Below are 22,535 nucleotides of genomic sequence, written 5' to 3' on the forward strand. Positions count from 1 at the left end.
AGATCGGTGAATGAGTGAATTAAGAGAAATTAATTCAAAATTCAAAAACTCTTGCCTCCTCTTTTCCGATGCCCATTCATTCAATGATCAGTGGCTCAAATTCACGATCGCGCCATTGTCTCTGATACCATTCCGAAACTAAGGGACGCACAATAAACTTAGGATGGCCTTCACCTTTAACGTCAATGCGTAAACCTGAATAAGGTCGCCGCTTGTGAGAACCTTGACCGTTGCGACCAATGAAGAGATGCGATCGCGCTACTAATTTATTTTCCTCCATCAAATCTGCTCCCTCAACCCTCTGGCGCCGCAAACTAAAGCCGCTACCGCCACAAACAATCCAGTGGATATGAGAATCAGCGTGTCCTGTATCCATTGTCTCCAGGTGTTCCAAGCAGTGGGCGTGACCGTTTAATACCAAATCAACCAAAGGACGCCCCTGAGTTAAGGAACCTATTTCTTCAGCTACCGCATCCAGCACACCACGGAGGCGATCGCGAATTATCAGAGTTTGTGCTTGCTGCCACTTTGTCGCTTCAGTTACATAAGGAGGATGATGGAAATAAATTATTCTTCCCCTAACTTCAGAGTTATTCCAAGATTCAATTAATTTTTGCTTGAGCCAGTCTAGTTGTTCAGTGTCAATCAGCGTTGTTTTATCAGCAGCTAATTGCTTTTTGATATCAACAATAATTTCTTCAATTTGTGACAGCTTGGCATGATAGTCGTCTAATTGGTCAGCCTCAATAGGATGTTCTGGACGAAGCTTGGCTGAGGTTTCAATGATTTGTTGCTTTTCTTGCTCTAAATCTTCACGACGTTTTTCTAAAATTCTGCGATTAGCATCGCCTTGTTTTGTTTTAGGTAGCGGTGGTGGATCGTTAAATGTATTTGAATCTAAGGCAAAGAAATCAATCCCGCCATAGCGGAAAGTATAGTAGCGATTGGGAAGGCGGGTAAAATGCCCAGGTTCATAGCTGAGACAATAACCTGTATCTGTTTTAGCTGTGTAATACTGATTTAGATGATTATTTAACTCTCCTGGAAGCTGAAACACCTGAAGATAATCCAGAAAAGCCCGTGCGTAGGCTTCACCCGTTCCTGAACCATGCAAGCCTACATCCAAGTCTAAACGCGATCGCAACAGGCGGCGAATGGGTAATGTTGTCAGAGAGGCCAAGCTCAATAGAATCGGCAAGTTATAGTAATCGTGATTTCCCAGTACAGGTAAAATGGGCAGCTTAAAAATCATCTGGTCATAAGCAATCTTTTGGGGATGCTCTCCTCCCAAGAGAAACTCTTGATAAGGCTGGATGAAATTCTGCTGATAGTATTCACTTGACCCCACTAAATAGATCACATCTCCGGTATGCAGCATAAAACGGCATTCGTTGTGATGGGGCAACATTAGTTCAGCCACCTTTCGCTGCGGATTATGTCCCCGGTGCTTGCCGGAACCACTATCACCTACAACTAAAAATGAGAACTCAGAATTGTCTGTTTGTCCATCCTCCAACACCAGCCGAGTTTGGTCGATGTTCCGTTCCACAATTAACGGATCTTGCCATCGTACCCGTTGATTCATTTTACGGATTTTGTTAGCGATCGCTGGATCAGATACAAGTTTCAATGCAACCTACTCCTGAGTTTTCAATTGAAGGGGAGCAGGGGGAGATGAGGGAGTGAGGGAGCAGGGGAGGCAGAGGAAGCACGGGAAGCAGGGGAAGAAATAACCAATGCCCCATGCCCAATTCCCAATGCCCCATGCCCAATGCCCCATGCCCAATGCCCCATGCCCGATGCTCAATGCTCTCACTCCTCCACTGTGTCTTTCATCTCAATAATCAGATTAGGAAGTCCCTCTAGTTTTTCGGTAGGCTCAACTTCTTCTACTAATGGCACAAAAATGTTCAAACCTGCTGGTACACACTTAATTTCTACAGGTGTTGTGCCTACTATTTCACCATCTAGAACAACTTTTTGCGGTGGTTTAGTTGTAATTTTAAATTCTTTGGCTCGTAGGAAGCCAATATCATTTCGCTCGGCAGCGTTACCTGTAGAAGCCGTTTGAAATAGATGAAATGTAGCTGCGATCGCTCCTGCTTTGTTAACTGGAGCTACAATCGTCAAATCTAGCAACCCATCATCATAAATCAGACCGGCTGGGCCTTGAGCCAAAACTGAAGTAGGAGGGGCAGCATTTGCTACTGTAACTGCACAGGCACTAGTCTTAATTATCCTGTCTTCTGTTTCAATTTCAAGATCAAAGTTTTTTAAATTTCTCAGTTGCTGAATTCCAGCAAAAACGTAGGCCATCATCCCAAAACGATTCTTAGCGTCCCTATCTGCCAATTCTACAGTTTCAGCTTCAAAGCCAATACCTGCCAAAAGTACCATTGGTCGATCATTGCAATAGGCTACGTCTACATGGCGGGTTCCTCCCTGCAAAATTGTCTCACATGCACCTGCGATCGTGTCAGGAATTCCTAAAGCTGTAGCAAAAGCGTTTGCTGTGCCTCTAGAAATAATGCCAAATGGAATATCAGTACCCACTACAGCCGTTGCCGCCGCCGAGAGAGTGCCATCTCCGCCTGAAGCAATGATTGCATCTACCCCTCGCTCTACAGCTGCTAAAGCCAGTTCGTCAGCATCGATTTCTTCAGTTGTAAGATAAATATCTAGGTCAATTTCTGGCTCTAATATTGCCCGAATTTCTGCCAGTTCTATCTCTGGGTCACCCTGACCCGCAACTGGATTGAAAATGAGGCAGGCGGAACGATTCATAAAATATTAAAGGCTAAACTTAGATCACTAAAATACCAAATTTTTTCTAGCATTCTTGTGAAACTTCATCTTCCTTCTGGCGGCTGGTTTACCTTTTGTAAGAAGTTTAGAAGTTTTCTGGGTTGGAACATACCGATGTTGATGCGTATTTAAGTATGTTTTGTCTTTACTGAAACAATAAAAATTTGCCATGCGTCAATTATTACCAGTTTTAGCAAGTATGCTGACTTTCAGCAGTTTAAATACTCCCACCATGACAATAGCAGGCACAACGCCTGATTTACGGGAGATGCGCTTAGTTCAAACGGTCAACTGTAATAATCCTCAAACCCAAATAGCAATTAATGAATGCGCGAAGTTATCTTATCAAAAGGCAGATAAAAGACTGAATCAAGTTTATCAACAATTGCTACCTACCTTAGAAACATCTAGGAAACAGAAATTGATTGCTGCACAACTTGCATGGCTCAAGTTTCGAGATACCAATTGTGAGTTTGAGAGAAGCAGATATGAAGGAGGAAGTATTGCCCCTACCATTTATTTTAATTGTCTAGAAAATCTTACAAAACGGCGTACCCAAGAATTAGAGGAATATCTCAAATCCGATCCCTGATTTTGATAAAAATTGTGATTTTTCTTAATATCTCGCAATTTCTATGAATGCGTTAAAATCCGATACAAAAGTGTATTTACGCTCATAAATACAGCGAAGTGGAGAATAGACGAATATCACTGCATGATTACGGCTGGTATCCTAGATGATCGAATGTTCCGATTCCAGCTTAGATAAGGATTTAAAAATAAAAACCAAAGTCTATGCTGAAGTAGAGATTCCTGAATAGAACAAAGTGAAACTAAGCGATCCTAAGGGTTTTGGATTGCTTTTCTATCAGATGCTCCGCGAACACGATTTCGCAATGTAAATATTTTTGTCCAGCCGCTTACCAGTGTTAACGCGATCTAAGAATATTTAGAATATAGTATTTATGAAATTTAGGAATTTAGACGTATGTCACAACGAATACGACATCCTAACTATTCCGTGAGTAAAAACACCGTTTTGATTCACAAGAAAACACGACGAGATTTTTTAAAGTATATAAAAATTGGAGGACTAGGAGTAGCTGGGGTAACTACTACTGGATTGAGTTTGCTTCAGCCAACCTTAGCTCAGTTCGTAAATCGTCAGGATGACTGGCGTTGGTGTAATAAATGTCAAGCACTAGCTTTTGCAGGAAATGCGTCACTTGGAGCTTGTCCAGCTGGCGGTGTACATAATCACAACGGTAGTTATAACTATATTCTAATCCACGATACACCTCGTCTTGCTGGCCAGGATAACTGGCGTTGGTGTAATAAATGTCAAGTGCTAGCTTTTGCAGGAAATGCGTCACTTGGAGCTTGTCCAGCTGGCGGTGTACATAATCACGACGGTAGTTATAACTATCTTCTAATCTTCAATACACCTCTTCTTCCAGGTCAGCAGGATAACTGGCGTTGGTGTAATAAATGTCAAGTACTAGCTTTTGCGGGAAATCCCTCATTTGGAGCTTGTCCGGCTGGCGGTGTACATGATCACAACGGTAGTTATAACTATACCTTGGAGTATTTATAGCATAATTCTGGAGTCTGTACAGACGAATCTGCCGTTTTTGCTTATAGAGGCTCTATACTCTGGCTTTATAAGAACAATGCTGAAAACCCTTAAAGATGTGTCCTTTTGAGGGGGACACATCTTTAAGGGTTTTAGACGAGGCATGAAAGCTAACCGCTTTCCTTTATCCTGTATTCAAATCTTTTTTTGTTCAATATAACGCTTCAGTGTTTCTATACAAACATTTCCTGCTGTACTCACAAAATAACTTGAAGTCTAGAGAGTTGGCATTTTAATAGCTCTGGGAAATGGAATTTGGACATCTGGCTTAATGGTAAGTAATACTGTCGGAGATTCCTAGAACCAGCCTTAGGTAAAGAATTGTAATCCAAAATCCAAAATCCAAACCCCAAAATTAGTATGAGTCCCTGACTACGGTAGTCTAGATGAGAGTGAATTTATCGCCGTTTGATATATTGTTTTATGACTTCAGTTGTTTCTAGTCCTCCACGCACTATTCGGATTGGTTCGCGCAAAAGCCAACTTGCTCTGGTTCAGACTTACTGGGTACAAGAGCAACTTCAGAAAGCCTTTCCCGATCTCACTTTTGAAGTCCACACCATGTCTACCCAAGGCGATAAAATCTTGGATGTAGCATTAGCTAAGATTGGCGATAAAGGACTTTTTACTAAAGAACTTGAACTCGGAATGCTCAATCAAGAGATTGACTTTGCCGTTCATTCCCTCAAGGATCTGCCGACTCACTTACCTGAAGGGTTAACGCTAGCAGCAATTACTGAACGGGAAAATCCAGCAGATGCATTAGTGGTGCATGAAAAGCACAAAGATAAACAAATTGATACATTGCCAGAAGGTGCAGTAATTGGTACATCTTCGTTGCGGCGGTTAGCACAGTTACGTCATCACTTCCCCCACTTTACCTTTAAGGATGTGCGAGGAAACTTGATTACACGGTTGGCAAAACTGGATGCAGGCGAATACGATGCTTTGATTTTGGCCGCAGCAGGGTTAGAGAGATTGGGAATGGGTGATCGCGTTCATCAAATTCTCCCTAAAGAAATTTCCCTTCATGCCGTGGGACAAGGAGCTTTAGGGATAGAATGCCGTGCTGATGATAGCGAAGTGCTATCTCTACTCAAAGCAATCGAACACCCCGAAACACGCGATCGCTGTCTCGCGGAACGATCTTTTTTACGCTCTCTAGAAGGTGGCTGTCAAGTACCTATTGGTGTAAATACAGAAATATCCGGTGATAATTTGACCTTAACAGGGATAGTGGCTAGTGTAGATGGTCAAAAGTTCGTAAAAGATACCGTCACAGGGATTGCCAATAATGCAGAAGCGTTAGGCACAGAACTAGCACAAGTGTTACGACAACAAGGAGCGCAAGAAATTTTAGCAGAAATTTTTGCAGTGATTCAACGCGGTTCTTAACCAATTGGGCAAGCCGATGTGATTAGATAAGAATTGATCGTTGTTGCACAAAAGATGTGCCAGACGCGACAAGAGTTAATTTGACAATATAGACAGAACCGGGGAAGCAAAAATTACCATGCGGATTCTATTTGTGGCAGCAGAGGCAGCACCCATTGCCAAAGTAGGAGGAATGGGTGATGTTGTTGGGGCATTACCGAAATTTCTGAGAGAAATGGGGCATGATGTGCGGATATTCTTGCCTTACTATGGCTTCCTGCCAGACAAAATGGAAATTCCCTATGAACCTATCTGGTGGGGCGATGCCATGTTCCAGCATTTTGCAGTATACGAAAGCGTCCTGCCTGGTACTGATGTTCCCTTGTACTTATTTGGACATCCTGCCTTCATGCCCCGCCGCATTTATTCCGGAGATGATGAAGACTGGCGGTTCACTTTATTTGCTAATGGTGCAGCCGAGTTTGCCTGGAATTACTGGAAACCGGAAATTATCCATTGCCATGATTGGCATACGGGGATGATTCCCGTATGGATGCACCAAGATCCTGATATCACCACAGTCTTCACCATTCATAATCTGGCTTATCAAGGGCCGTGGCGTTGGTATTTAGAAAAAATTACTTGGTGTCCTTGGTATATGCAAGGACACAACACAATGGCGGCGGCGGTGCAATTTGCTAATAAGGTAAATACAGTTTCGCCCACCTATGCCGAGCAAATCAAGACACCTACTTATGGTGAAACTTTAGAAGGTTTGCTGTCGTTTATTAGCGGTAAATTATCTGGGATTATTAATGGAATTGATACTGAAGTTTATAACCCAGAAGATGATAAGTACATTACCCAAACCTTTACTGCTGATACCTTAGAGAAACGTAAAGCCAACAAAATTGCTTTGCAAGAAGAGGTAGGATTAGAAGTCAACTCCAAAGCCTTTTTAATTGGGATTGTGACCCGATTAGTGGAACAAAAAGGCATTGATTTGATATTGCAAATCCTCGATCGCTTCCTTTCTTATACAGATGCACAGTTTATTCTTTTAGGGACAGGCGATCGCTACTATGAAACTCAGATGTGGCAATTAGCATCCCGCTTTCCCGGACGCATGGCAACTTACTTACTGTATAACGATGCCCTGTCTCGCCGCATCTACGCTGGTACTGATGCTTTCTTAATGCCTAGTCGTTTTGAACCATGCGGTATCAGCCAAATGATGTCTTTACGCTACGGTTCTGTACCTATTGTCCGCCGCACAGGTGGATTAGTTGATACCGTAAGCCATCACGACCCCGAAAATGCAGCAGGTACAGGTTATTGCTTTGACCGCTATGAACCCCTAGACCTTTTCACCTGTATGATCAGGGCTTGGGAAGGCTTCCGTTTTAAACCACAATGGCTAGAACTACAAAAGCGGGGCATGGCCCAAGACTTTAGTTGGTATCAATCTGCAAAAGAATACGTGAAGTTGTACAGGTCAATTTACGGTCTACCAGAAGAAGAGGAAACACCACAGCCAGAGTTAGTCTTAAACGAAGCGATCGCTAATAGCAAATCATAAATCTCTATAGGGGCGTACAGATGTATGCACCATGCACCTCATTTTTGAACTCATGATCGATAGCATTGTTTAGATTAGCCTGATATCTAAAGATGCTAATCATGAGTTTTTTTATTTTTAAAACAATTCTTTCTTTATAAGTCAATATCGTTAAGTTAAGCCCAAAATCCTCAGTAGAGACGCGAAATTTCGCGTCTCTACATGCTAAAATCAATACCAAAAATCCTTAATTGAACCGTATTGCTTTATAAGCATCTAATACTATTCCACACAAACCTTGATATATTTTATTTTTTAGGTAAAACTTACATAGGATTGCCATCTAACGCTGCTTTATTACTGTGACTAGATAAAAGTCAAAAAAACTTTGTTGTTATGAGTTCCTATTAATATAGAAGTACCTTAAATTGAACATTACTTCTATATTATTTTTTAGACTAATAAAAAAACATTAATTGCATTGATAATGTAATACGGTTCAATTAAGGTCAAAACTCTATTATTCAAATCAATTTTTTAATGTAGACGCAAAGCGGTGCAGGCTACCGCCTTCTCTACGAGAGGGTCTGCCAACGCGCACTATCTCGCAGAAAAGGCACAGAGGACGCAGAGATAACAAAGAGCCTAACTAAATCTTATTAATTGATGATGAGATTCCTGAGTTTATTTAGAACATCTTATCTTCCTAATTGGAGTTTAATGAAGCCCCGATAGACTTTGGACAAGCTTTAAAAAACCTTCTTGGAAACTTATAAGTATTCATATATAGATAATTGTATATTATTTATTGTATTGAGCTACCAATTTTTTCTTGAATATTTTTTCATGTTTTAACGGTTTAATTAGGAAAAGGTTGTTAAATATCCAAAATGCTAGAAACAGAAACTCAGACGCAGCCTATTTATAATATTCCTTCAATCAGGAATTATCGATGGTCAACTCATCTTGATCTACTAAGAGGTTTAGCTTCCTTATTAGTTTTTATTGGTCACACAAGAATTCTATTATTTATAGAATATGCAGAAATTAGTAATCCTAGTTTTTTTATAAAAAGGTTAAATTCATTAACAGTATTGGGTCATCAATCTGTAATGATTTTTTTTGTCCTAAGTGGATTTTTTATTTCAACTAGCGTCATAAAGAGAATTCAGCAAAAGCAATGGTCTTGGGTTAATTATTTAGTAGATCGTTTAACACGCTTATATATCGTATTAATTCCTGCTTTATTACTATCTTCTTTTTGGGATTCTCTTGGTATAAAAATATTTGGTACTGGACAAGATAGCTTTTATGGAGAAAAGTTTCACAACGGTCATTTGGCAACTTATAAAATTTTGGAAAATTTCACGTTTAAAAATGCTTTGGGAACTCTAGCTTTTGTACAAACGATTTTTGTAGATTTATTTGGTTCAAATAAGGCAGTTTGGAGTTTAGCCTATGAGTTTTGGTACTATATACTTTTTCCTTCTATCATCCTATTCTTTTTTGCTAAATCTTTAAAAGCTCGTGTCTTATATGCTTGTTTAGCTTCAGCTATATTACTCATGGTTAGTTCAGAAATTAGAATTTATTTTCTGGTTTGGCTAATGGGAGCATTAGTTAGTATATCTCATCCTTCTAAATATCTTAATAATAAAAATGTCCTCAATCTCCTCACTTTTTTGTCTATACTAATCCTGTGCATTTCATTAATCAGTGAGCGTTTTATTGTCCGAGAAATAGCAGACTTTTCTATAGGAATTTCTACTGCTATTATGATATATTTTTTAGTTAATAGTCGTAGTGAAATAAGGCAAGAAGGAATATACGAAAAATTTTCTAAAGGTTTAGCAGGATGTTCTTATACTCTTTATCTTGTCCACATGCCAATACTGTGCTTTATTAGAGCATGTGTAATTAGCGATCGCCCTTGGGAACCAGATATTTTGCACATATTCTTGGCGCTTATCATAGTTGTATTTGTATTTTTATATGCGGTTGTCATAGCACATTTTACTGAGTCAAAAACAGGCAAGTTGAGAAATCTAATTATGTCTTGGATAAAAAACAGAGGTTTAAATCAAGCTTAACTGCTATACAGAGCAAATCAAGACGCCTATTTATGGTGAAACCTTTCCGGAGGCATGGCAACTTACTGACTCTATAATATGTCCTGTCTCACTGTATTTTTGCTAATATTCTCTAACGCAACAACTCAGGTATATGGTAGTATACCTGAGTTAGGCATTAAAACCAAAGTCAATCTAGTTAGCCAAAGATAATCTAGGTTAAATGATCCCGGACTACTTACAATTTATAAACAAGTAAAAGTTGTCGAAAGTAGCACGAAGCTTAAAAGATAGTTTTGCTGTTGAGCAATATTATCTCTTCCTATTGCTGTTACTTCTAAAGTTATTGCTTGATTACAAAAATGAACAGTCATACCAATTCGCAATGGGCAACTATTAGGGACGCTATTACAAAAGCCTCGCTCCGTTTGCAAAGCGTCTCGTAGAGAAGAGAGCAATTTGCAATTAAAAAAATTAGAGATACTTGCCTTTCAAGGTTTACATCGGTTGCATAATTTATTTTAGTGAATTGGTATTACACTATTCTTAACATTTAGTGATTTAATTAGTTTTTACAACTAACCCTGCAATTACTATGAACAAAAAATTAAACTTACTACAAGTATATCGCGGTATAGCTGCTCTAATGGTAATTCTTCACCACGGAAATGGAATACTTTCTCGTGAACTACATCAAAATAATTTATATTTATTACAAACATTTCATTTCGGTTGGATAGGCGTTGATTTCTTTTTCGTACTTAGTGGATTTATTATATTTTATATTCATCAATCTGATATAGGTAAACCTGATAAGTTTACGCCTTTTGTGTTTAAAAGATTTATTCGTGTGTATCCATTATATTGGAGCATTTTAGGCATCAAAATTTTAGCTTCTCTATTTAATACTGGTAAAGATAGCATTTATCAGCGAAGTGCAGACGAAATTATCAAGGCTGTTTTATTGCTACCCCAAGATAGGTCTATTCTAGAGAGTAGTTTTATTGGTGTCAGTTGGACGCTCTGCTATGAAGTATTTTTCTACTGTATATTTGGTTTCCTAATACTGAAAAATACAAAAATTTACCGAGCAATAATTTTTGCTTGGATAATTGGTATAACTCTTAATCTATTTAATGTTTTACCAATTGGCAAAAGCTATCTGCTAAACTTTATATTTTCTCCACATAATCTAGAGTTTGTGCTGGGTTGTTTAGCTGCTTATACGATATATAAATATCAATTTAAGTTTGGAACATCATTAATTTATGCTTCAATATTTTTGTTGATGATATCAGTTATAAATACAAAATATGGTGAATTTAATGTTTCAGGTATCTCTTCATTAGTAGCTTATGGAATTCCCTTTACCTTACTGATTATCGGATCTGTTCATTTAGAAGTAACAAAAGCAATAAATGTATCACCAATCCTAATTTATTTAGGTAATGCGTCTTATTCTATATATTTAACACACGGCTTTTTCTTAAGTAATATAAGCAAAATATTCAATAAATTAATAGATAAATTCAATATTTTACATTTGAGTCAAAATTACAGTATATATTACAACGCTATTGCATTTATAATTATTATATTAACAGTAGCTATGGGATGTGTAGTTCATTCTTATATTGAGAAACCATTAATTGGAAATTTAAGGAAAAAAGTATTTGCTAAAATGGCTTAATAGTGGTGTAGCAATTCTAAATCATTCGTGAAAAGTTAGATACCCGACTTCTTAAATAAGTCGGGATATAGACACTGCGAATTTTAATAAATAAATCAGATAGGATTGCTATAGATAAGCAGTAGTAATATTTTATTCTCAATTTGAAGGCATCTGTTATTTATTTTATGAGAAAAACTATAAGTAACGAGCCTAATCCTCAAAAACGCCCATTCTGTAATAGTTGAGTTATGGTTTTGTTAGCGTGAACTACATATAATTACCAACCTATTAAACGACGTTTTGGCATCCTTAATCTCAATTGCTTATTTTTTATAATGGTTACACAGACGAGGGTGGGGAGTATGTCACAATGTTTATATACCAAAAACTATAAAAATAAAAAACCGTAAAACATCATCCGCAGGAGTAATAAGTAGGAGTTAGAAGATTGATAGACGCAATGGACTTTTTTCAGTTAAGTGCTGGTAAGTGGCGATCGCAACGTGCAACTCATCACCTGCCCTTTAAACGCTCAGAAACAGGAGAATCGGATATACAGGTAGAAACTCTAGATGCCAATCATCCAGAAATCATTGAACTGTGCCAGTATCATCAGATTGACCCCAGCCTGTCAGTAGGTGGATCGCGGGTACAATGGCTAGGTACAATGGCTTGGGATAGAGAAAATGATGAGAACCATCAAGGGAAAACCATATTTGCGATCGTGCCTGATGGCGATAACCCGAGATCTGGTAAATTACTCCGTGAAAGAGGCTACGCTGAAATTATGCCTGTAGTAGGTCTTTTTCACATGGATGATGAAGATGGGCTAGTGTTGACAACCGAATACGAAACAATGAGTTCCATTGAGAGATTCTGGTTCGCTAGCCCAAATATGCGACTACGAACCAGTACAGTGAAACGCTTTGGTGGCTTCAGCACTGCATCATTTTGTACCGAAACTCGTATTGAAACTTCCAACCCAGAACAAATAACAGAAAAACAAGGGTCGGATGTTTTGGAAAAAAGAAAGTTTTATTCAGTTTTGGGCTGGTGAATGATTCTCAAGCAGACCGATGCTTTTACTCGTGGCCGAGATTATCTGTATCAAGTACAGAGGTTTGCCCTAGAACCGGGTATGGTTGATGTGTTCGATAATGTGCGCGATCGCATCCCCATTTGTACCTGGATCGGCGATAATATTAACACCATTAACGCTCAGATCAATACCTATCTAGACCTTTGCCATGAGTGCTTTCATCCCCAAGAGCGTCGCCATATCCAAATTTTTGCAGTCCCCATAGCTCAATCCTTCGGCATTGACGGGCTGTGCAATATTCTCACAAACCCAGTAACTATTCTGGTAGATGTCGGTCGAATTGCACCTAGAGACTGGTTTGGTGTAGTCGTTCATGAATACGCCCATGCTCATCTAGGAGACTTTGGTCACAATCAGCAGTTTGCTAGCATCCTATCTCATCTATGTTTAGGGCTGGGATTAGAACCACCTTACTGGGAGGCAGGTATGGAAGCAACTTTGCGTAGCTGGCCTCACTGTAAATCAACCATAGATCCCTTGGAATTTTGGATAGGTCAAGGGAGTAGAGAGTAGGGAAAACAAAGAGACAAGAGGTAAGAACTTGCAACAAGTCTCTCCCCTTGTCCTTAATTCTTCACTCCCCATTAATTTCTTTTGCTATATGTTAAAAATTATTGCTTTATTTCAAAAAGGTGAAACTGAATCTTCTAATCTAAAGTATATAAATAAAGTTTTTTAGGTAGTTATTAGGCTGAAAGCCTTACTCCTTTTATAAATCAGCTATGGGTTGAGTCCAACAAGCTAATCCTTGTTTTTTGGAATAGTTAAGTTCCTCTTGGTTAAGTTTCGTGAAATTTTATCAGAATCTGAAGTTTTGATACAACTACTCCCTTAATATGTGATCTAAAGTTGTTAACTTTAATTAAGAAATATGGAGGCTTTAGAGTGGCAATTCCTCTGTTAACATACGACCCTTCAAGTCAGAATCAGCGTGTAGCTGCATACGAAGTACCGGGTGATGAACAACCCAGGATTTTTAGTACAGACAATCTGCTTTCTCCGTCAGATTTAGACCTTCTGATTGAAGCAGCCTATCGTCAACTTTTCTTTTATGCCTTTACTGCTGATCGCGAAACATTTTTAGAGTCTCAACTCCGTAATGGACAAATTACAGTACGGGACTTTATTCGTGGGTTGGTACTTTCCAATACCTTTAAGAAAAGCTTCTACGATCTCAACAGTAATTATCGCTTTGTTGAGCAAGTAATCCAGCGCGTTCTAGGACGCGACCCATACAATGAGCGGGAAAAAATTGCCTGGTCAATTGTAGTCGCTACCAAGGGTATTAAAGGCTTTGTTGATGAAGTCCTCAACACTGAAGAGTACCTGAGCAATTTTGGAGACTCCACAGTGCCTTATCAGCGCCGTCGGATACTGCCATCTCAATCTGCGGGTGAGTTGCCATTCAACATCAAATCTCCGCGATACGAAGCTTACCACCGTACCAAACTGGGTTTCCCCCAAATCATTTGGCAGGTCGAAGTACGCAGATTCCTTCCACAAGAGCAAAAGCCCAAGGCTGGCGATCCAGCTTTATTCTTGGCTTTGGCACAAAGTATCAATGCAACTGGCAATGCTCCTCAACGGATATCGTCATTCAATATCGATATCGAAAAGTCTGTACCTTATCGGCAAATAGCAGGAATTAAATAACGATTTTTGTTCGACAGCTGACTAGTACATACATTTGATCATTTTATAGCGTGCATAAGTCTTGGGTTATGTAGGAGTTTCATTTAGGTATAACTAGTGGAACAGACTCTATCCCATGTCTAATGCACGCTAGTTGTTAAAGGGGATTTTTGCAAGACTTAATGTCTGTGAAATGGTGCTGCTTTCAGATGCGGGATGAGTTTAAAGTGTAGTTCGTCTTTTTAACATCTCCAAAAGTTTTGTAAAGTGACTTGGAGGGTTTGCTGTCACTTCAATCAACTCTCCAGATACGGGATGTTGCAATTTTAGTCGCCAAGCGTGCAGTGCTTGACCGGGCAAATTTACCCCTACTGAATGACCAGAACTATAAACTGGGTCGCCGACAATGGGATGCCCCATTTTGGCGCTGTGGACGCGAATTTGATGGGTGCGTCCAGTTTCTAGTTGGAAGTGGATTAAGGTGAAGTTACCGAGGCGTTCTAGTACTTGCCAATGAGTGACGGCGGCTCGTCCGCCTTGTTCGACAGGCATAATAGCCATTTTTTTGCGGTCTTGTGGATGGCGACCAATGGGCAAGTCAATTCTGCCACTTTCAGCTTTTGGCGCACCATAAACCACGCCCAAGTATTCTCTGCGTGCGGTTTTAGCTTTGAGTTGTGCTTGTAGGTGATGATGAGCAACTTCTGTTTTAGCGATCGCGATCGCACCTGTTGTATCCTTATCCAATCGATGGACGATTCCCGGACGTTGGACTCCGCCAATTCCTGGTAAATTAGGGCAGTGTGCCAATAGAGCATTTACCAAAGTACCATCGGGATGACCGGGTGCAGGATGGACAACTAAACCTGCGGGTTTGTTGAGAATGAGTAGGTGGTCATCTTCGTAAAGGATATCTAAGGGGATATCTTCTGCAAGGAGTTCTAAAGGTTGCGCTTCTGGGATTTCGAGAGTGATGCGATCGCCTAACTTGACATTGATCTTCTTAGATGTGCAAACTTTATCGTTAAGTTGGACATTACCCTGTTCAATTAACTGTTGGATGCGGGAACGGGATAAGTCTGGTAATTCTTGGGAAAGGTAACGATCAAGGCGATCGTTTCCTTTAGTGTTGACGCAGTGTATCGTATCCCTGAAGGGAAGTAAACTAGACGTTGCATCCTCTAATGGAGTTGAGAAGCGTTCGCTATTTTCTTGGATTTGTAAATTAAATTCAGTCACAATTGCTCTAGATTATTAATTCCCCTTTCTTTAAGTAAAGCGCGGAATGCTTTAAAAGGGCGGTTATAAATCCTGTCTACCCAAGTAAAACCTTGATTTGACCTCAGTCTACAGAGGCGGACGAGAATTTATACCCAAACATTAGCTTATAGTTTTGCATATAAAAACAATCATCGGGTTCAATACCCGCACTTATATCTTTACGCTTAAAGTAGATGCAAAGTTTATGTTTGAGCTTTTATCCCTTCGCACCAAGTAATCATTTTATAAATTAGTTGGAATACATATATTTGGCGCACACAAGCCAAGAAACTCTAGCGTTGTCACCTCAAAAGTATTCAAATCCACGCGGCGGATGGCATGATTATTGGTATCGGCAATATATAGATATGAATTCATAGCACTCAATCCTGAAGGTTCAAAAAACCGAGTGTTTTTACCCTGGCCATCTTGTAAGCCATTAGTACCATCTCCTAAAACTGTTTGACAATTCCCTGTACTGGGACTCACCAATTTAATTTTGTGATTGTAAGTATCTGCTACCCACAGAAAATTTTGAGCATATTCCACTCCTAAACAGTGCTGCAAACGGACATCTTCACCTTGTCCATCTACATCACCAAAATCAAATAAACCCCCACTACCGCAAACAGTTCGCACTTGGTACGGTTCTACAATTCCTACACCGCGAATTGAGCTAACTTCACTGTCAGCAATATATAATTCATTCCCATCTGTGCTAATACCGCTAGGTTGAGCAAAGGCAGATTCAGTAAGTGAACCATCAATACACGCTTCTGCACCAATACCAGCATAAGTTTTGATAATGCCAGTTTCTAAATCCATTTGCCAAATTTGATGAGGCCCAGCCATTGCAATAAACAAGGTATTTCCCACTTTGACTAAATCCCAAGGAGAATTTAGCGCAGTTTCTAAACCAGCACCGCCATGAGGAGAGATATTGCGGCTTTGTTCACCAGTTCCTGCGATCGCTTGCACTACTTGATGCTTTAAATCAATTCGCCGCAGTGTATGATTTTCTGTATCAGCAACATAAAGAATTTGATTTTCGGCATCATAAGCCATTCCCTGTGGTGCAAAAAATTGCGCTTCGTTAAAAGCACCATCAGTTAAGCCAGATTTTCCAGTACCAATCAAGTGCAAAATTTCGCCGTCAAAACTACTCATAATCAGGCGATGATGTCCAGAGTCAGCGATGAATAAACCCGTTGGAGTCGCTAGAACTTTACCAGGAAAAGCTAGGGGTGTGATTAATGGTTGGCGCTGTTTCTCTAAAGTCAAGCTGAGTTCTTGAAAATTAATTGTGCCTTTGTCTTGGTGTTGCTGAATTAACTTTTGAATCAACTCGTCTAAAGTGTCACGATTTCCTTCACCAGAAATTTGGCCAATCACGTAACCTTCTGGATCAATAATTATTAACGTAGGCCAAGCACGTACAGCATACTCTTCCCAAATCCGAAAACCATTGTCAACTATAACTGGGTGTTCAATGTCGTAGCGCAGGATAGCTTGGCGAATATTTGCTGTTTCTTTTTCGTTGTCAAATTTAGCAGAGTGAACACCGATAACGGTAAGGCTATCTTTATATTTTTGTTCTAAATATTTCAGGTTTGGCAGAATATGCAGACAATTGATACAGCAGTATGTCCAAAAGTCTAAAATTACAACTCTACCTTTGAATTGTTTAAGAGACAAAGGTTTATCGGTATTGAGCCAAAAGTAATTTTGTGGTAATTCTGGCGCTCTGACACGGGGAATCATACTAATTTGTAATTCGTAGTGACGCTCGTTAGCGCAGCATCTCCCCTTGGGAGAAGACTCGCTAACGCTGCGCTAACGTAATTCGTAATTAATATAATGTTCACATAATTAGTTATGATTCCCACAGTCATAGCAACCCCACCGCTTAATCTCTTAAAAACAGACGTCATAAAAACTTAGCTTGATAAGATTTATCGTTCCCGTATAGAGTATGGGAATGACAGAATTTACGAAATCCTGTACCTTAGCTATACGGCGGCAATAGCTCAAGGGATTTTAAACTGCTGATGGAATCAGGATTATCAGCAATATTAAAACATTCGATTAAGCAATGCAGCTTATCTTTCGCTTTCCAATATCAGGGCAAACGAATACCATTTAGTAAATTATTAAGATTTAGCGTTTCTCCTGGTTCAATCTCTATTAATATTGCACCCTTTGCCCAAACAGGAACATTATCACCTCTATAAATTACTAAGTTTCCATCATCTTGAACTACAAGACGACAACTAGAAGCAGGTGCAGTAAAACTTGACCAGATGGGGAGTGAATTAGATCGATAAATGACTAAATTGCAGTCGTATTGCATGACGATGTAGCTATCTGCTGCGCCAAAAGTGTTTGATGACCACACAGGAGTGCCAGATGAATTATAAAGAACAAAGTTTCTATCTGATTGCTGTACGGCTTTAAATTGTCCATTTGGTGAAATCAAGTATTGACCAGGGAATAAGTATTCGCCTGTATTAAGAGTAGATGTACCAGCACCCGCTAGAGCCTTGTTTTGTTGAATAAGCAATGTAGCTTGTAATGAAATTGCAAATGCTGTTGTTAAACCTAGAATTTTAGACAGTGTAGATAATTTCATAAACCTACCTCCAATAAAGTTATATTATTTGTAAACAGTGTTGAGATACAATATTTCTAAAGTCGCACAATTATATAGTCCTTGCAAAATAGTGCAAAGACGAAAACTATTGAGTTTTAAGGCTCACAACAACGACCAAGAGATTATTGCTAATTATAAATGTTATTCTTGGTGTTTCTACGCTATTAAAAAGCCTTTATAAACATCAGGGTATACTGTTAATTACTATTTAATAAATGAACTTTTAGAAAATTTACACTTTGATAAGATTTGACAAACTAAGTACTACGGAATTATCAGCCTGGGTGCAACTAGCTAAAACCCAAGCTCAACAGGGACGAGTTCCCGATCGCATTCCGCAATTGGCTTTAGCTAATCCTAGTTGGTTTGCAGTTCATATTTACTGCAAATCTGGAAAAAATATCACCTTTGGCGATACAGCTTGTGTTTTCCCGCTAATGAGCGTTATTAAGACATTTTCCTTACTTTATCTGCTAGAAAATTTTGGTGCAGAAACGGTTTTTAGATGGGTTGGGATGGAACCATCGGATGCACCCTTTAATTCTTTAGAACAACTAATTGCCGATCGTGGATACCCCCGCAATCCGATGATTAATAGTGGAGCAATTACCCTCGCTGATAAATTACCTGGAAAGGACGCAAGCGTTCGCACTCTTTTATTTTGTCACTGGCTCAACCAATTAGCGGGTTGCCAACTATCTTTGGATGAGGCGATGCTGGCTTCAGTGCGATTAACCCATTCAACAGCCAATGAAGCGATCGCTAATTATCTTGCCGAAGCGGGTTATCTTAACAATATTGAAACAGCACTTGACACATACGAGCAAATATGCTGCATTTCTGGGCAAGTTGAAGATTTAGCCCTGTTAGGAAAACTCTTAGCTTTTGATAATGGCTCCCTTTTATCAAAAAACCGCCGAATTGTCAATGCAATAATGTTAACTTGTGGATTATATGAAGCTTCTGCGGAGTTTGCAGTCAGGATTGGTCTACCAATGAAATCAGGGATTGGTGGTGGACTTATAGCAATAGTACCAGGTGAGGGAGCGATCGCTTGCTACAGTCCCACCTTAGATACAGTAGGAAATCCGGTAGTAGGGCTTGCTTTTATTGAGGCATTATCGCAAAAATTAGAGTTGAGCATTTTCGGGTAAATGCTGCTTTTGAACTGGAAGACAAATGATGAATTCAGTACCACTACCCACCTCAGACTTACACATTAGTTGTCCTCCGTGTTTCTCGACTACAATCTGACGGCTAATCGAAAGTCCCATACCAGTGCCAACACCTCTAGCCTTAGTAGTGAAAAACGTCTCAAAAATTTTTCCTTGAACATCAGAGGGAATACCAGAACCATTATCAGCAATGCGAACAACTACCCAGTTTTTATTTTTAAGTTCAGTAGCGATCGTAATTTGTGGTTTGTCTTGAGGATTGTGCTGTTCCTCCAATGCATCAAGTGCATTATTGATAATATTCATAAACACTTGATAAAGCGAACTAGAAAAACCTTCAATGCTAGGAATCTCACCGTACAAGCGCTCAATTTTAATGCCTTTTTTAATTCGGTTATTGAGGATGAGTAGCGTACTATCTAGGCATTCATGTAGATTAACCGGATGTGCTTTTGCTTCATCCAGGCGAGAGAAGTTTTTCAAACTTAAGACAATTTGTTGCACGCGATCGGCACCAAACTTCATCGACTGCAAAAGTTTGGGTAAATCTTTTTCTAAAAATTCTGCATCAATTTCGGTAGCGTAGGCTTGCACCGCCAAAGATGGATTAGGCACTTCTTGGCGATAGATTTTTAGCAATTCTAATAAATCGTCTACATATTGAATAGCAGGATCTAAATTACCATAGATAAAATTTACCGGATTATTAATTTCATGGGCAATACCAGCTACCATTCGTCCTAAGCTAGACATTTTCTCACTTTGAAGCAATTGGGCTTCTTGCATTTGCTGTTGACGAAAAGCTGCTGCTTGCTGTTCTTCCAATAAGCATTTAACTCTATGTAAAACTTGGTTAAATGCAATAGCAAGTATGCCAATTTCATCTGTGGTGATGACAGGTGCTTGCAGGTCAAAGTTAGATTCTTTAGTGACTTGCTGCGCCATACTCGTCAGCACTTTGACCGGATAAGTAATAGTTCGACTTGTTAATAAAGCTAAAATAGTAGCAACTAGCACTGACAACAGTATACTGGCAGCAATAATATAAATCCGCATTTGCGCTGCTTTCTTGAACGCAGCTGTCGCTGCTACTGATTCCTCATAGGAAGCTTTAATAACAGTAACCAATTCATCAGATATCTCGTCAAACTTGAGTGCTAATTCACTGTTGGTAAACTTTAACAATCGTTGTTGGGCGATCGCAATTTTCTTTTCATTTAAAAGCGATAGATCAAGTTGCTGAAATAATTCCTCAAGTTGTTGAATATAAGTTTGTGGTAGACCATCATAGGTTCGCAAAAACAGGGGAATATTCTCAGTATTTTGACCTGTATAATCAGCACTTTTTGTATATTTTTGGAGTTCAGACCAGACTTGCTCAATTTCTGGTGCATGGACATTAGTAATGTGGCTGTATTCCTCTGTATACAACTTTGGATATGGCACTAATGGGATGAGTTGCTGTTGATGAGTCCGTGTCTGGAGGATACCTGTCTGGAGGCGATGAAGCAAATTGAGTTCCTTAAAAGCGTTTTGTTGCTTCTGCAACGCCTTTTCTTGATACTGGTCTCCAAGGATTAATCCAATTGTGGTTCCTAAAATTCCAACACTGAGAGCAAGAGCATAGCCGGATTTAATTTTGTTCCCAACACTCAAACTATTCGTCAGCCGTGAAAACCACCCTTTTCGATTCGATTGTAAAACAGGAATATCGCCGGAAACTGCCTGAAAATTTGAACCATGATTCTGGGAAGCCATAGTAATCCTGAGTAAGCAATAAAAACCAAGCCTTACTTAGAATTCCCTAGTTGTTCTGCGGAATTAAAAATTTTGCAACTTTTTGCTCCCAACAGTAAACGAGTTATTTCACTTCTATTTTTTCAGGTAACGGCGTTGATTTAGGAGTTGGTGTTACCTCTGACTGTGGTTCTGGTGTTGGTGTAATTATTTCTGGTGCAGGAGACTCGATAATCTCTGGTAGCGTCGGTGGCAAACTAGGAAGTGTCTCAACTGGTGCTTTTGGGGTGGGGACTTTACCAGCCCGACGGTTGAAAAATCCGCCAAATCTAGATTTTGTTGGCTGAGGTACAACTTTTTCAGGTAACGGCGTTGATTCAGGAGTTGGTGTTACCTCTGGCGGTGGTTCTGGTGTTGGCGTAATTATTTCTGGTGCAGGAGACTCGATAATCTCTGGTAGCGTCGGTGGCAAACTAGGAGGTGTCTCAACTGGTGCTTTTGGGGTGGGGACTTTACCAGCCTGACGGTTAAAAAATCCGCCAAATCTAGGTTTTTTTGGCTGAGGTACAACTTTTTCAGGTAACGGCGTTGATTCAGGAGTTGGTGTTACCTCTGGCTGAGGTTCTAATGTTGGCGTAATTATTTCTGGCGATGTTGGGGATAAGGTGGGAGATGGTACCGTTGGAACTTCCAATTTTGGTTGTTCTGGCTTGTTTGGCTCTGTTTCAGATTCTTTGGGAGTTTCAGTTTCGGGAATCGGCTGTTTGTCTACCTTCGGTTGTATTTCGGGTGTTTTTTCAACGGACGGTGTAGGCGTGAATCTATAATTTGGATCTACAATGCCGCGCACCTCATCTGCTGTAACTTCTCCTCTGACAATTCTTGACAAAGTGTCTTTACCCTTTGGCTGGTAGTCAATCAATCTAACTGTGGTATTAAAGGCATTTTTGACAGTATTTCCCTGATTATCAAGAAATTCTAGTTTTATCCAGTTTTTTCCTGGATGGAAGCCTTTAAGATAAACTGCTTGCCAGCGATCAAAAATAAAGCTTTCACCATTAATTGTGGTGCGGATGCGCCAATCACTGAATTGGTCGTTAGGATTTTCTTTGCCAACGAGGTGCAGGGGAGCGTTAGTTAGGTAAAAGTCCAGTAAGATTGGTTCTGCTTTGTAGCTACTTTGAGGGCGGCTGTAAGTTAGCAGAGGTAACTTGGGATCTGGGTTGTTGTCGTCGGTTTTGGTGAAGACGTGAAATGTTGTTTGAGCATAAGCGCCTTCATTCTTAAAGCTTTCATGCCAAGGGCGGGAGGCAAAAACGCGCAAGGTATGAGTACCTGGAGACAAGTCTGGCAAAACCAAGGGCTGATTCAGATCGTAAACAGGAATATAAGGTTGGTTATCCAGAATTACGTGTAGATGGGGCCCTAGTTGTAATTGTGGGTCTTTAAATATTGGTAGATCCTTAACCTGAAAACTGGCTGTGGCTTTGTTGTCTTGGAGAACTTCATCAGCTTGTGGAGTAACAATTGTCACTTGTGGCTGATAAACTTCCAAAATTGTCCGCAGTTCTTGGATAACAGATGGTGGGGAAACTTCCGAAAATTGCTTTGAAATTTGAGAAATCTCTGGAGGGTTATCTCTATAGTCAGTAGATACTTCTTGGCTACTGATTTTATCGCCACAACTGGTCAAGCTTAATACCAGCAACAATGTCATTACCCACTTGAAAATGGGGAACCTCTCAGGGAGGAGTTTTTCTAACACCCTTTTCTGCCACGAGTTCATGCGTTGCACCCAGTGATAGTCTTCGACAATTGACAGATTATTTTGGCTCAAACTGTCCATCTGGAACTATAGCCCAAAAGATGAA

At 39.8% G+C, this 22,535-nt stretch carries 17 protein-coding genes and 1 pseudogene; 10 read left to right on the forward strand and 8 right to left on the reverse strand.

Annotated elements, in window-relative coordinates:
• Positions 1-76 precede the first annotated feature (76 nt).
• Both RMZ43_RS24095 and RMZ43_RS24100 read right to left on the reverse strand, forming a co-directional pair.
• Positions 77-1,630, reverse strand: coding sequence for a metallophosphoesterase family protein (locus RMZ43_RS24095; RefSeq protein ID WP_322653230.1), 1,554 nt, complete (start codon positions 1,628-1,630; stop codon positions 77-79).
• 182 nt (positions 1,631-1,812) lie between these two features.
• The gene (locus RMZ43_RS24100) at positions 1,813-2,784 is read right to left on the reverse strand and encodes a YegS/Rv2252/BmrU family lipid kinase (protein WP_322649416.1); all 972 of its coding nucleotides are present in this window, start codon (positions 2,782-2,784) and stop codon (positions 1,813-1,815) included.
• 190 nt (positions 2,785-2,974) lie between these two features.
• Between RMZ43_RS24100 and RMZ43_RS24105 the strand changes: the two genes are divergently transcribed.
• Together RMZ43_RS24105 and RMZ43_RS24110 are read left to right on the forward strand one after the other, a co-directional pair.
• Positions 2,975-3,397, forward strand: a complete 423-nt coding sequence (locus RMZ43_RS24105) for a lysozyme inhibitor LprI family protein (protein WP_322653229.1) — start codon at positions 2,975-2,977, stop codon at positions 3,395-3,397.
• 396 nt (positions 3,398-3,793) lie between these two features.
• Positions 3,794-4,399 carry a hypothetical protein gene (locus RMZ43_RS24110; protein ID WP_322653228.1) on the forward strand — a complete coding sequence of 202 codons (606 nt, stop codon included), beginning with the start codon at positions 3,794-3,796 and terminating at the stop codon, positions 4,397-4,399.
• Positions 4,400-4,573: 174 nt separating this feature from the next.
• Here RMZ43_RS24110 and RMZ43_RS24115 read toward each other — a convergent pair.
• Positions 4,574-4,687, reverse strand: a pseudogene (locus tag RMZ43_RS24115) (IS200/IS605 family transposase); the annotation flags it as partial.
• 174 nt (positions 4,688-4,861) lie between these two features.
• Between RMZ43_RS24115 and hemC the strand changes: the two are divergent.
• From hemC to RMZ43_RS24150, 7 genes are all read left to right on the forward strand, one after another.
• Entirely contained in the window at positions 4,862-5,833 is a 972-nt protein-coding gene (gene hemC, locus RMZ43_RS24120) for a hydroxymethylbilane synthase (RefSeq protein ID WP_322649413.1), read from the forward strand.
• Positions 5,834-5,951: 118 nt separating this feature from the next.
• A complete protein-coding gene (gene glgA, locus RMZ43_RS24125) occupies positions 5,952-7,391 on the forward strand; it encodes a glycogen synthase GlgA (RefSeq protein WP_322653227.1) in 1,440 nt (479 codons plus the stop codon).
• An 869-nt stretch (positions 7,392-8,260) separates the two neighbouring features.
• Positions 8,261-9,460 carry an acyltransferase family protein gene (locus tag RMZ43_RS24130; RefSeq protein ID WP_322653226.1) on the forward strand — a complete coding sequence of 400 codons (1,200 nt, stop codon included), beginning with the start codon at positions 8,261-8,263 and terminating at the stop codon, positions 9,458-9,460.
• 574 nt (positions 9,461-10,034) lie between these two features.
• Entirely contained in the window at positions 10,035-11,129 is a 1,095-nt protein-coding gene (locus RMZ43_RS24135; protein ID WP_322653225.1) for an acyltransferase family protein, read from the forward strand.
• Between the two features lie 433 nt (positions 11,130-11,562).
• Positions 11,563-12,168, forward strand: a complete 606-nt coding sequence (locus RMZ43_RS24140) for a phycobiliprotein lyase (RefSeq protein ID WP_322653280.1) — start codon at positions 11,563-11,565, stop codon at positions 12,166-12,168.
• The gene (locus tag RMZ43_RS24145) at positions 12,169-12,723 is read left to right on the forward strand and encodes a hypothetical protein (protein WP_322653224.1); all 555 of its coding nucleotides are present in this window, start codon (positions 12,169-12,171) and stop codon (positions 12,721-12,723) included.
• Positions 12,724-13,095: 372 nt separating this feature from the next.
• Positions 13,096-13,863: a phycobilisome rod-core linker polypeptide gene (locus tag RMZ43_RS24150; RefSeq protein ID WP_322653223.1), complete on the forward strand. Its 768-nt coding sequence runs from the start codon at positions 13,096-13,098 to the stop codon at positions 13,861-13,863.
• Between the two features lie 201 nt (positions 13,864-14,064).
• Here RMZ43_RS24150 and RMZ43_RS24155 read toward each other — a convergent pair whose 3' ends face one another.
• The 3 genes from RMZ43_RS24155 to RMZ43_RS24165 form a co-directional block, all read right to left on the reverse strand.
• Entirely contained in the window at positions 14,065-15,081 is a 1,017-nt protein-coding gene (locus RMZ43_RS24155) for an RluA family pseudouridine synthase (protein WP_416212429.1), read from the reverse strand.
• A 264-nt stretch (positions 15,082-15,345) separates the two neighbouring features.
• Positions 15,346-16,863, reverse strand: a complete 1,518-nt coding sequence (locus tag RMZ43_RS24160; RefSeq protein WP_322653222.1) for a thioredoxin-like domain-containing protein — start codon at positions 16,861-16,863, stop codon at positions 15,346-15,348.
• 358 nt (positions 16,864-17,221) lie between these two features.
• The gene (locus tag RMZ43_RS24165; protein ID WP_322649403.1) at positions 17,222-17,731 is read right to left on the reverse strand and encodes a hypothetical protein; all 510 of its coding nucleotides are present in this window, start codon (positions 17,729-17,731) and stop codon (positions 17,222-17,224) included.
• A gap of 260 nt (positions 17,732-17,991) precedes the next feature.
• On the opposite strand from RMZ43_RS24165, the gene glsA reads away from it, so the two are divergent.
• Positions 17,992-18,906, forward strand: a complete 915-nt coding sequence (gene glsA / locus RMZ43_RS24170) for a glutaminase A (protein WP_322649402.1) — start codon at positions 17,992-17,994, stop codon at positions 18,904-18,906.
• On the opposite strand, the gene RMZ43_RS24175 is transcribed toward glsA, so the two are convergent.
• Complete coding sequence (locus RMZ43_RS24175) at positions 18,883-20,685, reverse strand: HAMP domain-containing sensor histidine kinase (RefSeq protein ID WP_322649401.1); 1,803 nt, start codon at positions 20,683-20,685, stop codon at positions 18,883-18,885. The genes glsA and RMZ43_RS24175 overlap by 24 nt on opposite strands.
• A gap of 103 nt (positions 20,686-20,788) precedes the next feature.
• A complete protein-coding gene (locus tag RMZ43_RS24180; RefSeq protein WP_322653278.1) occupies positions 20,789-22,450 on the reverse strand; it encodes a hypothetical protein in 1,662 nt (553 codons plus the stop codon).
• Positions 22,451-22,535 lie beyond the last annotated feature (85 nt).

The sequence above is a fragment of the Nostoc sp. CmiVER01 genome (assembly GCF_034531135.2).
GTDB lineage: Bacteria > Cyanobacteriota > Cyanobacteriia > Cyanobacteriales > Nostocaceae > Nostoc.